A 14,012-nucleotide genomic window follows, 5' to 3' on the forward strand; every position below is an offset into this window, starting at 1 on the left:
CCACGGTGGGCCGTTCCCCTTCCCCATGGACTGCCCAACGAACATGCAGCGGCCGAGACATGGCCTCACGAGCTCTTTCTGTTAGTTCCTCTTAGAGAGACTCCCTGCTTTCATACGCGTACAGCCGGAAGACACCCGACCAGGACCCCGTTCGACCCGCACGTTCCAAGATCGGTTGAGATACGGCTCTTAGGGCCTCCTAACGGGAGTCCGGATGGTTCGAGGGCACTTTCCCCACAGTCGTCCACTTGGCGTATCCCAGAAGTCTTTACCTGCGAGTAACGCGAAGGGTGAGGAGTGCCCAGACCTTGCTCATGATCGGTCCCACCCAAGTGGACGAACAGGTCGGATAGCCCGAGCATCGAGCCACATAAGACGCCGATGAGGTTCCGCCGTGCCTACACCCCTCACCCCGCGCGACCTTCGTCGAGGTCGCCTGCTGAGCCCACTCCTGGCCGACGTGCCGGTCCGAGCCGTCCCCGGGGTCGTCACCGAATACCCCCTGCCCACCCCGGGCACCTTCACCTACCCCTGGGCCATTGCGGCCGGGCCCGGTGGCGACCTGTGGTTCACCGAGTACGACAGCGGCAAGATCGGGCGGATCACCCCGGCCGGGGCCATCACCGAATACCCGCTGCCCACCCCGGACTGTGGGCCAACCGGGATCGCGGCCGGGCCGGATGGCAACCTGTGGTTCACCGAGTACGACAGCGGCAAGATCGGGCGGATCACCCCGGCCGGGGCCATCACCGAATATCCCGTCCCCACCCCGGGCAGCTTCCCATGGGACATCGTGGCCGGGCCCGACGGGAACCTGTGGTTCACCGAGTACGACAGCGGCAGGATCGGGCGGATCACCCCGGCCGGGGCCATCACCGAATACCCGCTGCCCACCCCGGACTGTGGGCCAACCGGGATCGCGGCCGGGCCGGATGGCAACCTGTGGTTCACCGAGTACGACAGCGGCAAGATCGGGCGGATCACCCCGGCCGGGGCCATCACCGAATATCCCGTCCCCACCCCGGGCAGCTTCCCATGGGACATCGTGGCCGGGCCCGACGGGAACCTGTGGTTCACCGAGGCCACCGGTAACCAGATCGGGAAGATCACCCCGGCCGGGGCCATCACCGAATACCCCCTGCCCACCCCGAACAGCTGGCCCTACGGCATTGCGGCCGGACCCGACAGAAACCTCTGGTTCACCGAGTACATGGGTAATCGGATCGGGAAGATCACCCCGGCCGGGGCCATCACCGAATACCCCCTGCCCACCCCGGACAGCGGGCCCTACGGCATTGCGGCCGGACCCGACGGAAACCTCTGGTTCACCGAGCACGGCGGCAGGATCGGGCGGATCACCCCGGCCGGGGCCATCACCGCATATCCCCTGCCCGTCCTGAACAGCCACCCGCTTGGGATCGCGGCCGTGCCCGAGGGCAACCTGTGGTTCACCGAGTACATGGGTAACCGGATCGGGCGGATCACCCAGGGTGGGGCCGTCACCGAATTCCCCCTGCCCACCGCGGGTAGTCACCCGTTCGGGATCACAGCCGGGCCGGACGGGAACCTGTGGTTCACCGAGGCCACCGGTAACCGGATCGGGAAGATCACCCCGGCCGGGGCCATCACCGAATTCCAACTCCCCAGCAACGAGCGCTTCCCGTACGCTATTGCGGCCGGGCCGGATGGGAACCTGTGGTTCACCGAGTTCCTCTACGGTAATCGGATCGGGCGGATCACCCCGGCCGGGGCCATCACCGAATATCTCCTGCCCAACCCGGACAGCTTCCCGTACGATATTGCGGCCGGGCCGGACGGGAACCTGTGGTTCACCGAGCCTATTGGTAACCGGATCGGGCGTATCACCCCGGCGGGAGCGGTCACCGAATACCTCCTGCCCACCCCGGAAAGCGGGCCGACCAGCATCACGGCCACGCCGGATGGGAACCTGTGGTTCACCGAAAACAGCGGTAATCGGATCGGGCGGATCACCCCGGCCGGGGCCATCACCGAATATCCCCTGCCCACCCCGGACAGCTGGCCCTATGGCATTGAGGCCGGGCCGGACGGGAACCTGTGGTTCACCGAGTCCATGGGTAACCGGATCGGGTATATCACCCCGGCGGGAGCCGTCACCGAATTCCCCCTGCCCACCCCGAACAGCTGGCCCTACGGCATTGCGGCCGGGCCGGATGGGAACCTGTGGTTCACCGAGTATTTCGGCGGCAAGATCGGACGGATCACTTCGGCCGGCAGCCCCACGCCGACTCCGCCGGAGCTGGAGCTCTTCGCTCTGGTCAACCATGCACGGGCGAACCCGCATTTGTATCCCCTTCTTGAACCAGATCCAAATGGAGTAGCCAAGCTGGACGGGTGCCCTAACCCCTTCCAATTTTCCCAACAGCTGAGGGATATCGCGTATGCTCACAGCGAATACATTTCTACCGTTCCCCGCGAGCAACTCGTGGTCCCCCCGAACATGCATCGAGGGCCTAACGGCAAACTAGTAACGGAGGAGGGCGAGCCCATGTACCTCGCGGGTTATCTTTCTTATCGAAACGAGAACGTCTTCTTCCACCGGGGGCAGCCCGAGCCTGCTCCCAGTCCTGCTAAGGCGGTGGAGTACTGGATGCAAAGGGACGCGGCCTCGAACTGGGGTCACCGCAATCTCATCCTCAATTGCACGGCCCAGGAGGCTGGCGTGGGTTACTACCATCAGGCCCGACCGCCGGAAAGCACTGAATTTCAACATTACTTTACACTGGACGTGGGCACGAGATGATTCGGTTACGCCATTCCTCCGCTCACTGCTCGTACAGGTTCATCGGTGTGGGTTTCGCCAGAGGCGCGGGCGGCCCTATTTGCATTACGCAGGACTTCTTCGGTCGACCAATCTACGGGTCCAGGGGATCCCACAGACGGGTTGGCCCGGGTGCCGGCCTGCGGACCACAGGGAACAGGGCGCACCCTCCGGGTACGCATCACAGCCCGGGTGTAGCACCACGGCAGGCCGGGCGCCGTTGGAACCTTCGCGCTGCTGTCCTCATCGTGCGATCTCGCTGCGTCGAACCCGCGCCTCTGACGGTTATGGGGGCCCGCGGAGCCGCGCGCCGCTGCACACTCACACTCCGGCGAAAATAAGGTTCACCATCGCGCGTGGGATTCTCGTCACCTACGCGAGTCCAGACGGTTGCGCAACGGGAGAGGCGCACGCGGGGAACAGGCACGTCGACCACGTGAACCCCTAAGGCCCGGCTAACGTAGGGAATTGAGTTCAATCGCCGGGCACCGATCCATGACCATCTCAAGGCCCGCAGCGCGGGTCCGCTGGTACGCGGCTTCATCGATGACGCCGAGCTGGAACCAGACCGCCTCGGCACCCTTGTCCACGGCTTCATCGGCGACCGCGCCGGCGAGGTCGCTGTTCACGAAAACGTCCACGACGTCAACGTCGAAGGGAATGGCATTGAGGGACGGATAGCCCTGCTCCCCGTGGACCTTCTCGGCCTTCGGGTGCACGGGGACGATCCGCTTGCCATAGCGCTGCAAGACCTTGGCGACTCCGTAGGCGGCGCGCCGCTCGTTCGAGGAGAGACCGACGATCGCCCACGTGTCGCCGAGTTCGTTGAGGATCTTGCGGACTGTGTCTGCCTCGCTGTGCATGCTGTGCCTCCCATGGGTCGGATGCTCGCCGCAGAAGGGAACGACCAACGACTGTCGGCCATTCCCGACGGGCGTGGTGGGAAGAGACCACCGCTCCCGGCCAGAGGCCTAGAAGTCCAGGTGCGGGCTGGTCATGCTCTTCTCAGGTGCTGGGTGAGCTGCTGGAGCGTGGTCCGGGGATGAACGTCGATGCCGTCGCATCCAGAAGGGTCGGCTGCGTGTGATCTGCCCGGTGTCCCTGTCGTCTGCGTGCGCGGGCGACGGTATGCGGATGCGGCCAGGGAGCCTTCAGCGCGAAGGCGTGGGCGGGCACGGTGACTACGCGAGGATCCCGGCCAGCACGGCGTAGGTGGCGCGCCAGGAGAGGTGGTCGGCGAGCAGCGCAGTGAAGGGTGCGAAGACGGTGGAGGCCAGGCCGCCGGCCAGGGTGACGATGGTCAGGGCGCGGACGTGGTCACCAGCGGGTGATGGCGGCGAAGGCGGGCTCGTAGAAGGTGCAGGCCATGGCGATCCCGGCCGGCGCCCAACCGGCGTAGAAGGCAGCCAGGTTCGGCGCCCAACCGGCGTAGATGGCAGCCAGGTTCGGCGCCGCCGCGACGACCAGGAGGCTCAGGGTCCCGAGCACCGATCCGGCGGTCATGACGAGCCGCGGGCCACCGTGGTCAAGGACGCGGCCGACGCCTACGCCGGCGAGCGCTGAGACGACCAGTGCCAGGGAGAATGCAGCCGTTGTCGCCCCGGCGGACCAACCCGTGGCGGCGGTGATCTGCGGGTTCAGGACCGGGAACGCGTAGGAGACGATGCCCCAGCTGGTGATCTGGGCGGCGCAGAGGGCGGGCAGGGCGGCGCGAGGCCGCGACCGTCCCCCGATGCGGTCGCGGCCACGCGGGCTTGGAGTTCGGTCACGAGAGTCAGCAGCCGTCCGAAGCGGCGGCCGGTGCACCGACGCCGATCTGCAGGGTGGCGGGTGCGGAGCAGCAGCCACCGCCGTCGGTCCGCTCGGCTTCGGGCTCGTCGAAGAGGCCGGCTCCGCCGCAGACCCCGGTCTCGGGGAGGGTCAGTTCGACGCGGTCGGCGGCTTCGAGGTCGCCGGCGATGGCGGCGGCGACGGAGCGGACCTGCTCGTAACCGGTCATGGCCAGGAACGTGGGGGCGCGGCCGTAGGATTTCATGCCGACGAGGTAGACGCCCTGCTCGGGATGGGCCAGTTCGCGGTGGCCGTGGGGGTAGACGGTGCCGCAGGAGTGCTGGTTGGGGTCGATGAGCGGTGCGAGCTCGATCGGTGCCTGGAGGCGTTCGTCGAGACCGAGGCGGAGCTCGGACAGGAAGGTCAGGTCGGGTCGGAAGCCGGTGAGCACGATGACCTCGTCGACCGGGTCGAGGCGGCGGCCGTCCTCGCCGACCAGCACCAGGCGGCCGTCCCCGTCGCGGTCAATGGCTTCGGTGCGGAAGCCGGTCACAGCGTCGGCGTGTCCGTTGTCGACGGCGGCCTTTGCCGCAAGGCCGAGGGCGCCGCGGGCGGGAAGCTGGTCGGCCTCGCCGCCGCCGAAGGTGGAGCCGCTGATACCCCGACGAAGGATCCAGGCTGCGTGTGTCCCGGTGCCGTCGTCGGCCTGGGCGAGGTCGGCCAGGTAGGCGAGGGCGGTGAAGGCGGAGGCGCCGGAGCCGATGACCGCGGTGCGCTTGCCCGCGTACCGGGCGCGGACAGCGGGATCCTTCAGATCGGGCACGCGGTAGGTGATGCGGTCGGCCGCAGTTCGCTCGCCGAGGGCGGGCAGGCCGCTCGCGCCGGCCGGGCTGGGTGTGGTCCAGGTGCCGGAGGCGTCGATCACGGCTCGGGCGAAGAGGCGCTCTTCGCCCTCTTCGGAGGTGGTGAAGTGGACGACGAAGGGCTGCGTATCGCGGTCGGCGTCGACGATCCGGTCGCGGCCGGTGCGGGAGACACCGGTGACGGTGGCCCCGAAGCGCACTCTGTCGCCGAGGACATCGGCCAAGGGCTGGAGATACTGCTCTGCCCAGTCGGCGCCGGACGGATAGGTGGCGGCGTCCGGCTTCACCCAGCCGGTCGAGGCCAGCAGCTTCTCCGCCGCCGGATCGGTGAGCTCGCCCCAGGTGGAGAACAGCTGCACGTGCGACCACTCGCGCACCGCGGCGCCCGCGGCAGCACCGGTCTCCAGAACCAGGGGCTCGATGCCGCGGTCGAGCAGGTGGGCGGCGGCTGCCAGGCCGGCGGGTCCGGCCCCGATCACGACGACGGGCAGCTCGGTTGCGCTGGTCTCACTCATCACGTCTCTCCGGTCTTGGTTCGGATGCAGTTTGTTGCGGGGGCGGTGTCAGCAGCAGCCGGTACCGGTGGTGACGGCCTCTCGCTTGGCCGTTGGGTCGCAGCAGGACCCGGCCTCCTCCGCGGCCTCGCTGGTGCCACAGCAGGGGGACGCCGGTGGTGCTGCCGTAGAGGCTTGCGACGGGGCCGGTCCGCAACAGGGCGCCGTGGCCTCGGCAGGGTTGTCGCTTGTCCCGGCGGCGTGGGCGGCGGGCTTGTTCATGTCGACTCCCAAGTTGTTTCGATGTTTGTCGATGCTTGCCTGATCAGCATGGCACCTGATTCGATGAACGTCAACATAGACGTTCGTCGAAGCTGGGTATGCCACCCACCCAGCCGACGCGCGGTCGTGCTCGCCACCGGTTACCGCCCCGACCTCCCCTGCCTCGCCGGTCTGGGCGCCTTGGGCGGCGGGGGACGCCCCCAGCGCCGCGGCGGTGGCTCCACTACCCACCTTGGCCTGGCGTTCGTGGGGCTGGGGTGGCAGCGCGCACTGTCCTCCGACTCGCTGCGGGGCGTCGGCCGCGACGCAGCGCGAGCCGCTCGACGCCTGGCCGTCGAGTCGGCACGCCGGTGAGACGAGAAACGGCCCTGGCCGCATTGGTTCGACATATGTCAACATAGACGCATGTCGAACACGAAGGTGCTGCCGTTCCTGGAACCCGCCGAGTCCGTGGCGCCGTGCTGCCCGCCGCTGACCGAGCGCCCCATGAACGCCGAGGAAGCAGAGAAGGCTGCGAAGATGTTCAAGGCGCTCGGCGACCCGGTGCGGCTGCGCCTGTTCTCCGCTGTCGCCTCCCACGAGGGCGGCGAGGCCTGCGTATGCGACATTTCCGACGTCGGCGTCTCCCAACCCACGGTCTCCCACCACCTGAAGAAGCTCAGAGAGGCCGGCCTGCTGACCTCCGAGCGGCGCGGAACCTGGGTGTACTACCGCGTCGAGCCCTCCGTACTCGCCGCGATGGGAAAGCTCCTCACCACCGCAAGCGCGACCGCCTGATCTCGGCATTGATGGTGCCACCCCCGGGCGGCAACGGAACGCGCGACGGTCATGGGCGCGGCTCCATGCAGGTCACCGGCGCCCGGCCGTCACCGGGTTCGCTTGCTGCCGCATCCGCAGCCGGTGCGACCGCCTCCTGAGGTGCAGGAACAGCCGGCCCGCGCGCGGCGCCTGCCGAGCCGCCACGCTCCTGCGGCGGCGACGGCCAGGGCGACAGCGAGAGCGGGCAGCCAGCCGACCACAGCGGCGGCCCCGCCGCCGAGAACACCTGCCGCGATCAGGGCGGGCAGCAGGCAGCACGCCAGGCAGGCGATCCCGGCCAGGCTGCCCAGAATGCCGGGCGCCTCTCCGGTCCGGTGGTGTTCAGCAGCACGGTTGGTCATGGCGGTCTTCCTCGGCGAGGTCGGCGAACGGCAACGGACAGGCAGGGCTGGCGGCGCACACGGTCAGGTCGTCGCAACCTGCGTCGAGAGCCGCGGTGAGCGACCCGCGGATGACGGTCAGATCCACGATCTTCGCGTCGATCTCCTCGATCTTCTGCCGGGACGGGCGCCAACCGCCGACGCATCAGAGCCTCGGCCAAAGGGTCCCCCCGTGAACCCGAACAGCGTCGCGCCACTGCGAGGCCAGCGATGCGACACTCACTGTTCGCTCCGGCTTCGCCCTCCCCGCTCAAATATCGGTGACCATCTATGCACCTGGCGAGGCGTCGGCGTGCCTCTCGGGCCGGTGCCCGGCACCAGGTCGCGCGCCACCGAGGACTGGGGAGTGCAAGGTGCAGCATCGAGGTAAGAGCCGCAGACGTTTCCTGCCGGTCGCAGCCGCTGTCGCCGCGGCCGCGTGTGCCGTGACAGGCGCCGTGTTCATCGGCGTCAATCAGGTCGGCGATTCCGGCGGAAGCGATGACCGTGCGCTGCCGGCCCCGCCTCCGGCCCGGATCGACTGTGCCGAAGAGGGGAAGGTGGCTGGTTCCGGGTCGACGGCACAGAGCAATGCGGTGGAGCACTGGATCAAGGAATACCAGCGGGCGTGCCCGTCGGTGCAGATCGCCTACAACCCCCTCGGTTCCGGCGCCGGAGTGGCCCAGTTCATGCGGCAGGCCACGGTTTTCGGCGGTACCGACGGCGCGCTGAAGCCTGCGGACGTCGAGCGGTCGAAGGCTGCCTGCCCTGGGGGCCGGGCGATCGACCTGCCGATGGTCGGCGGCCCCGTAGCCCTCGGCTACAACCTCATGGGTGTCGACAATCTCGTGCTCGACGCCCAGACGCTCGCGAGGATCTTCGATTCCGAGATCACCAACTGGGACGATCCGGCGATCCGCAGGCTGAACCCGGGGGTCGAGCTGCCCGACCGGACGATTCAGGCGGTCCACCGGTCCGATGACTCCGGTACCACTCAGAACCTCAACGCCTATCTTTCCAGCGCTGCCCCTGAGGACTGGCCATATCCGAAGGAGAAGGCGTGGCAGGGCAAGGGCGGCCATTCCGAGTCCGGCTCCAGCGGGGTAGCGGGCAATGTGCGTGCCACCGAGGGGGCGATCGGCTACTTCGAGCTCTCCTTCGCCGAGAACCTGAAGATCCCTACCGTCAAGATCGACACCGGAGCATCCAGACCGGTCGAGGCCAGCCCGGACACCGCTTCGGCTGGTATCGCCGGCGCCGAAGTGGTCGGCAAGGGCAAGGACCTGTCTCTGAAGCTCGACTACGCCACGAACGCCGAAGGCGCCTATCCGATCGTCCTGGTCACCTACGAGATCGTCTGTGACAGGGGGAACCAGCGCGCGACACTTCCCGCGCTGAAGTCCTTCCTCACCTACACGGCCAGCGAGGAAGGGCAGAAGATCCTCCCCGGCATTCACTACGCGCCGCTGCCCGAGAACGTCGCTGCTCGGGTGCGACAGGTCGTGGGCACGCTGTCCTGACGGCGTCTTCAACCTTGGCGCCGGGCGCCGTGACGGGCCGGGCTCCGTCAGTCCCGCAGAAGTTCGGAGATCTCCCGGGCGGCGTCGCGTGCGGGGCGGCCGACGCCGATCAAGGTCGCCGACGCGGGACCCGTCCAGTCGCCGTAGCCGAGCAGATGCAGGCGGGGTTCAGGTATGGCCCGTGTGCCGCTGGTGGGGATGCGGCCGCGTACCCCGCGCAGACCGAGCGGGGCGAGGTGCGACAGGGCAGGGCGGAAGCCGGTGCACCAGACGACGGCGTCCACGTCCTCGCAGGCTCCGTCCGCCCATTCGACGCCGCGCAGGGTGAGCCGGGTGAACATCGGTGACGCCCCGAGAAGTCCTGCCTCACGCGTCGCACGCACCGTCTCCACGGCCACGATGTCGCCGAGGGAGGCGACCCCGCCGGTGTCGGCACGGCCGGCGTCCAGGGCGCGGCGGCGTGCGGTGGCCACGTCGAAGAGCACCCGGCCGTCGACGTCATCGGGCAGGAAGCGCGGCGGGCGCTGGGTGGCCCAGGTCAGTGCGGTGTGCGGGGCGAGATCCGCGGCGATCTGAGCGCCCGAGTTGCCGCCGCCGACCACGATCACGCGCTGCCCGGCGAAATCCTGCGGACTGCGGTACTCGACCGTGTGGAGCTGGGTTCCTTCGAAGGCAGAGCGACCGGGAACAGCGGGCAGGAAGGGGCGTGACCAGGTGCCGGTCGCGCTGATGACAGCGCGGGCGCGCCATTCTTCGGTGTCGGCCTCGATGTGCAGAAGCCTGCCGTCGCGGTGGACTGCCTCCACGCGTACGCCGTTTCGTACGGGCAGCTCGTACTGCTTCTCGTAGTCGGCGAGGTACGCGACGACGTGCTGCCCGTCCGGGTAGGTCCGAGCCTCCTGGGGCGGCATGAGCCGTCCCGGCAGCGACGAATAGGCGGCCGGCGAGAACAGACGAAGGGAATCCCACATGTGCTGCCAGGCGCCGCCCGGCGTGACGTCCGCGTCCAGGATGACGAAGTCCACGCCGAGGCGGCGCAGGTGATAACCGGCGGCGAGCCCGGCCTGGCCGCCGCCGATCACCACCACCTGCGTCTGCTGGGTCATGCGGCCGGCTGCGCCTCGTTGGCTCGGCCGGGCATGAAGATGAGCGCCACCAGGGCCAGGCCCACGACGGCGCCGGCCAGTTGGGCGCCGATGAACCCGGGGACCGAGGCAGGGGCGATGCCCGCGAAGGTGTCGGTGAACGCGCGGCCGATGGTGACGGCCGGGTTGGCGAAGGACGTGGACGAGGTGAACCAGTACGCGGCGCCGATGTAGGAGGCGACGGCCACGGGAGCGAACCGGAGCCGGTCGGTGCGGGCCAGGCCGAAGATCAGCAGGATGAGACCGGCGGTGGCAACCACCTCACCCAGCAGCAGGTTCCCCGCGGCGCGCTCGTGCGTGGACCACTTCACCAGGGGCTCGCCGAACATGGCGTCGGCCAGCACGGCACCGGCGATCGCACCGACGATCTGAGCCGGGACGTACACCGCCGTCTCGCGGGCGGTGACTCCGGCACCGCCGCGGCGGGAGGTCCACCACTCGGCGAGGGTGACGGCGGGGTTGAAGTGCGCTCCGGAAACGGGACCGAGCAGGGTGATCAGCACCCCGAGGCCGAAGACCGTGGCGATCGAGTTGGCCAGGAGCTGGAGGCCGACGTCCCGGGTCAGCTCGGTGGCCTGGATGCCGGAGCCGACCACGACCGCGACGAGGGCAGCGGTACCGATCAGTTCGGCAGCGGCCCGGGCCACGAGTGGGGTTCGGGGCGCAGTGGCGCCCGGCGTCGGCTGCACTTCCGTGCCGGCTATGGGCGAATCCGCCGTGGTCTCGACAGTCGTCTGGGGAGAAGCGGCCTCGGTGGCGCTCAACAGGACTCCTCGATGCGTGCAGTCGCGCGGTGCGCGGTGATCAGGGGCAGGACCGCTTGAGGTTCGCTGCGGCGGTGGCGCGCGCAGTCTTCGCGAGATCGGCGAACTGGCCGGCGAGCGAGTCGATGACATCGGGCTTCAGCCGGTAGTACGTGAACCGCCCGCATGGCTCGGTCTCGACCACGCCCGCTTCGCGCAGCACCTTCAGGTGGTTGGAGAGGTTCGTCTGCCGCGCACCGGTCTCCTCGACCAGATGCGTCGTGCAGAGCGTCTCCCTGGCGAGGAGGGTCACGATCTGAAGCCTGAGCGGGTCGGCCAGAACCCGAATCAGATCAGTGTCGACTGACGTCATCATGGAGTGATACTTTCACATCAGTGGCCGCTGACGCCACCAGGTGCTGATGTCATCGGTGCCTGATGTTCCCCGCGTGACGTGGCGCGACACCGTTCGCGAGACAAGAGAGAGACCTCCATGGCCGAGAAGCCCTCCGTCCTGTTCGTCTGCGTCCACAACGCCGGCCGCTCCCAGATGGCCGCCGGGTGGCTGAGCCACCTGGCGGGTGACCGCATCGAGGTCCGCTCTGCGGGCTCCGCTCCTGCCGACCAGGTCAACCCGGCTGCGGTCGAGGTCATGCGCGAGGTCGGCATCGACATCTCCGCCGAGACCCCCAAGATCCTGACCGTGGACGCGGTCAAGAAGTCCGACGTCTGCATCACCATGGGCTGCGGCGACACCTGCCCGGTCTTCCCCGGCAAGCGGTACCTGGACTGGCAGCTGGAGGACCCGGCGGGCCAGGGTGTCGAGGCGGTGCGTCCGATCCGCGACGAGATCAAGAAGCTCGTCGAGGGCCTGATCGAGGAGCTCGCCCCGGAGAGGACCGCGTAAACAGCGCATCCACGCCATGAGCCGGCGAGCAGGCGTGGCAAGCGCCGGTCGCCGGCGGATGAACGCCTGGTGAAAGAACGTCAGACCGTCGAGGGGTCGAGGATGTCCCGCACCCGGCGCAGTCCCTCCACGTTCACGGAGTACCAGACCCATGTGCCGCGGCGCTCGCGGTCCAGCAGGCCGGCCTCCGTCATGAGTTTCAGGTGATGGCTGACGGTCGGCTGGCGCAGGCCGAGGCACTCGGTCAGGTCGCAGACGCATGCCTCGCCGCCGGGGGCGCGCTCTATGAGTCTCAGCAGTTGGAGCCGGGTCGGGTCTGCGATGGCCTTCAGCATGACGGCGAGCCGCTCGGCCTCCGTGCGGTCGATGAGCAGGCAGGACAGACCCGGACCACAGGTCTCCGCCTTCTCCACCGCGGTCTCGACCCCGCCGTACGTAGTGACAGCCATCTATTCACCATAAGCGCGGCGCCAGGACCGCCCGGGGATCGAAGGCGCATTCGATCCGTTGTTCATCAAGGGTTCACTTTCCCTGTCCGCCTGGGCATTGCATAGATAACTACCTATAGTTCGAGGTAGAGGTGGGTGCTTCCTGACCCTGGAAGGAGCGAGCCATGGATGATCTGGGTCCGCTCGGTCCAGCCATGCCTGCCCTGCATGATGCCCACGCGGTGATTGACCGCATCACTCGGCGTCTGTGGGCTCGATACGGCCGTACGTTCTCCCGGCAGACCGTGGAGAGCTACGTGGACGACTGCGCGCTGCTGCTGGCGTGCCGGGCCCGCATCGGCAAGCACCTGCCGGTACTGATCGAACGCTTCGCCGACCAGCGCCTGGGCGCCCTCGCCAAAGCATCGGGCCTGACATCGAAGCCCGTGCCGGAAGTCCTCTTCGTGTGCACGGAGAACGCCGGACGATCCCAACTGGCGGCAGCTCTTCTGCGGCGGCGCGGGGGCGTCGCGGTGTCGGTCCACAGCGCGGGATCCGAACCCGGGGCGGACATCTCTCCAGTCGTTCGCACACTGCTGAGTGAGCAGGAGCTCAGCGTGGGCGATGAGTTTCCCAAGCCCATCACCAGCGAGGTCGTTGCCGCCGCCGACGTGGTCATCACCCTTGGCTGCGGCGATGCCTGCCCGGTACTGCCCGGCCGCCGCTACCTGAACTGGGATCTGCCCGACCTGTCGGGCCTGGACCTGGAGAGCGCGCGACAGGTACGCGATGCTTTGGAGGCCCGGTCGGTGCCCTGATGGACGAGCTGACCGAGGCCCGGCCGGCCGCTGCGTGACCTGTCTCCTGACCGGACACTTCCGCGGGCGCCAGCCGCGCCGTCCTTCTGGGCCTCCGCCGCTGCGCTGCTGCGCAGTCACCGGCCGCTGATGTGCCTCTTGGGTCACCGGTCACCCGTTGTACTCCTTCACGTGATGCGTAAAGGGGCGGACATCGGACGCGGTCTCAGCCGAACCGGCCGGAGATGTAGTCCTCGGTCCGCTGGTCGGAGGGGTTGCTGAAGAGGTTGCCTGTCTCGTCGTACTCGACGAGACGCCCATGCCGTACCCCCTTGGCGTCGACATCGGCCGAGAAGAAGGCGGTGCGCTCGGAGACCCGGGCGGCCTGCTGCATGTTGTGGGTGACGACGATGATCGTGAACTCCTGGGCCAGGTGCTCCATGAGGTCCTCGATCTTGGCGGTGGCGATCGGGTCGAGCGAGGAGCAGGGCTCGTCCATGAGGATCACTTCGGGCTTGACCGCGATGGTGCGCGCGATGCACAGGCGCTGCTGCTGGCCTCCGGAGAGGGCCAGGGCGGAGGTCTTGAGCTTGTCCTTGACCTCGTCCCACAGAGCGGCGTGGGTCAGGGTCTCTTCGACGAGGTCGTCGAGGTTGCCCTTGAAGCCGCCGACACGGGGGCCGTAGGCGATGTTGTCGTAGATGGACTTCGGAAACGGGTTGGGCTTCTGGAAGACCATGCCGATGCGTCGGCGGACCTCGATGGGATCGACCTCGCGTCCGTAGAGGTCCTCGTTGTGGTAGCGGACCTTGCCGACCACTCGGGCACCCGGAACGAGATCGTTCATCCGGTTGAAGCAGCGCAGGACGGTGGACTTCCCGCAGCCCGAGGGGCCGATCAGCGCGGTGATCCGACGGTGCCCGATGTCCATGTTGACGTCGCGTACAGCCTCGTGGTCGCCGTAGAAAACAGACAGGCTGCCGACTTCGAAGACCGGACTCGCAAGCGGCGGCGGCGTCGCGCGGTGGGCGACATCGGGGGGCCGGGTGCCGCCGGAGAGATCGGAGGGAGGGGTCATGGGACTC

At 68.3% G+C, this 14,012-nt stretch carries 14 protein-coding genes and 1 pseudogene; 5 read left to right on the forward strand and 10 right to left on the reverse strand.

Translation table 11 applies throughout. The features are described from left to right. Positions 1 to 394: 394 nt before the first annotated feature. Positions 395 to 2,782, forward strand: a complete 2,388-nt coding sequence (locus tag ACZ6ZQ_RS36505) for a virginiamycin B lyase family protein (RefSeq protein ID WP_469772832.1) — start codon at positions 395 to 397, stop codon at positions 2,780 to 2,782. 473 nt (positions 2,783 to 3,255) lie between these two features. On the opposite strand, the gene ACZ6ZQ_RS36510 is transcribed toward ACZ6ZQ_RS36505, so the two are convergent. From ACZ6ZQ_RS36510 to ACZ6ZQ_RS36520, 3 genes and pseudogenes are all read right to left on the reverse strand, one after another. Then, positions 3,256 to 3,663, reverse strand: coding sequence for a CoA-binding protein (locus tag ACZ6ZQ_RS36510; protein ID WP_469772833.1), 408 nt, complete (start codon positions 3,661 to 3,663; stop codon positions 3,256 to 3,258). A 198-nt stretch (positions 3,664 to 3,861) separates the two neighbouring features. Continuing rightward, positions 3,862 to 4,534 (reverse strand): annotated as a pseudogene (locus ACZ6ZQ_RS36515) (MFS transporter); the annotation flags it as partial. A 40-nt stretch (positions 4,535 to 4,574) separates the two neighbouring features. Next, complete coding sequence (locus ACZ6ZQ_RS36520; protein ID WP_469772834.1) at positions 4,575 to 5,948, reverse strand: NAD(P)-binding domain-containing protein; 1,374 nt, start codon at positions 5,946 to 5,948, stop codon at positions 4,575 to 4,577. Between the two features lie 666 nt (positions 5,949 to 6,614). On the opposite strand from ACZ6ZQ_RS36520, the gene ACZ6ZQ_RS36525 reads away from it, so the two are divergent. Further along, positions 6,615 to 6,986, forward strand: a complete 372-nt coding sequence (locus ACZ6ZQ_RS36525; protein WP_469772835.1) for an ArsR/SmtB family transcription factor — start codon at positions 6,615 to 6,617, stop codon at positions 6,984 to 6,986. A gap of 89 nt (positions 6,987 to 7,075) precedes the next feature. Here the strand turns inward: ACZ6ZQ_RS36525 and ACZ6ZQ_RS36530 are convergent, their stop codons facing one another. Together ACZ6ZQ_RS36530 and ACZ6ZQ_RS36535 are read right to left on the reverse strand one after the other, a co-directional pair. Then, positions 7,076 to 7,369 carry a hypothetical protein gene (locus ACZ6ZQ_RS36530; protein WP_469772836.1) on the reverse strand — a complete coding sequence of 98 codons (294 nt, stop codon included), beginning with the start codon at positions 7,367 to 7,369 and terminating at the stop codon, positions 7,076 to 7,078. Then, the gene (locus ACZ6ZQ_RS36535) at positions 7,350 to 7,496 is read right to left on the reverse strand and encodes a hypothetical protein (protein ID WP_469772837.1); all 147 of its coding nucleotides are present in this window, start codon (positions 7,494 to 7,496) and stop codon (positions 7,350 to 7,352) included. The genes ACZ6ZQ_RS36530 and ACZ6ZQ_RS36535 overlap by 20 nt, the downstream gene beginning before the upstream one ends. 265 nt (positions 7,497 to 7,761) lie before the next feature. Here ACZ6ZQ_RS36535 and pstS point away from each other — a divergent pair, with 265 nt between their 5' ends. After that, positions 7,762 to 8,907, forward strand: coding sequence for a phosphate ABC transporter substrate-binding protein PstS (pstS, locus tag ACZ6ZQ_RS36540; RefSeq protein ID WP_469772838.1), 1,146 nt, complete (start codon positions 7,762 to 7,764; stop codon positions 8,905 to 8,907). Positions 8,908 to 8,954: 47 nt separating this feature from the next. Here pstS and ACZ6ZQ_RS36545 read toward each other — a convergent pair whose 3' ends face one another. Genes ACZ6ZQ_RS36545 through ACZ6ZQ_RS36555 form a run of 3 tightly spaced genes read right to left on the reverse strand, consistent with a single transcriptional unit; the run spans position 8,955 to position 11,171 of the window. Next, positions 8,955 to 10,013, reverse strand: a complete 1,059-nt coding sequence (locus tag ACZ6ZQ_RS36545; RefSeq protein ID WP_469772839.1) for an ArsO family NAD(P)H-dependent flavin-containing monooxygenase — start codon at positions 10,011 to 10,013, stop codon at positions 8,955 to 8,957. After that, positions 10,010 to 10,816 (reverse strand): aquaporin, encoded by an 807-nt coding sequence (locus tag ACZ6ZQ_RS36550; protein ID WP_469772840.1) that lies wholly within the window; start codon positions 10,814 to 10,816, stop codon positions 10,010 to 10,012. The genes ACZ6ZQ_RS36545 and ACZ6ZQ_RS36550 overlap by 4 nt, the downstream gene beginning before the upstream one ends. Before the next feature lie 40 nt (positions 10,817 to 10,856). Next, complete coding sequence (locus ACZ6ZQ_RS36555; protein ID WP_469772841.1) at positions 10,857 to 11,171, reverse strand: ArsR/SmtB family transcription factor; 315 nt, start codon at positions 11,169 to 11,171, stop codon at positions 10,857 to 10,859. A gap of 117 nt (positions 11,172 to 11,288) precedes the next feature. Here ACZ6ZQ_RS36555 and ACZ6ZQ_RS36560 point away from each other — a divergent pair, with 117 nt between their 5' ends. Beyond that, positions 11,289 to 11,702, forward strand: a complete 414-nt coding sequence (locus ACZ6ZQ_RS36560) for an arsenate reductase ArsC (protein ID WP_469772842.1) — start codon at positions 11,289 to 11,291, stop codon at positions 11,700 to 11,702. Between the two features lie 80 nt (positions 11,703 to 11,782). Here the strand turns inward: ACZ6ZQ_RS36560 and ACZ6ZQ_RS36565 are convergent, their stop codons facing one another. Next, on the reverse strand, positions 11,783 to 12,151 hold the full coding sequence (locus tag ACZ6ZQ_RS36565) for an ArsR/SmtB family transcription factor (RefSeq protein WP_469772843.1): 369 nt from the start codon (positions 12,149 to 12,151) through the stop codon (positions 11,783 to 11,785). A gap of 164 nt (positions 12,152 to 12,315) precedes the next feature. Between ACZ6ZQ_RS36565 and ACZ6ZQ_RS36570 the strand changes: the two genes are divergently transcribed. After that, positions 12,316 to 12,948 (forward strand): arsenate-mycothiol transferase ArsC, encoded by a 633-nt coding sequence (locus ACZ6ZQ_RS36570; protein WP_469772844.1) that lies wholly within the window; start codon positions 12,316 to 12,318, stop codon positions 12,946 to 12,948. 205 nt (positions 12,949 to 13,153) lie between these two features. Here the strand turns inward: ACZ6ZQ_RS36570 and pstB are convergent, their stop codons facing one another. Then, entirely contained in the window at positions 13,154 to 14,005 is an 852-nt protein-coding gene (gene pstB / locus ACZ6ZQ_RS36575) for a phosphate ABC transporter ATP-binding protein PstB (protein ID WP_469772845.1), read from the reverse strand. Positions 14,006 to 14,012: the final 7 nt, after the last annotated feature.

The organism is Streptomyces sp. NPDC053673, from assembly GCF_055585225.1.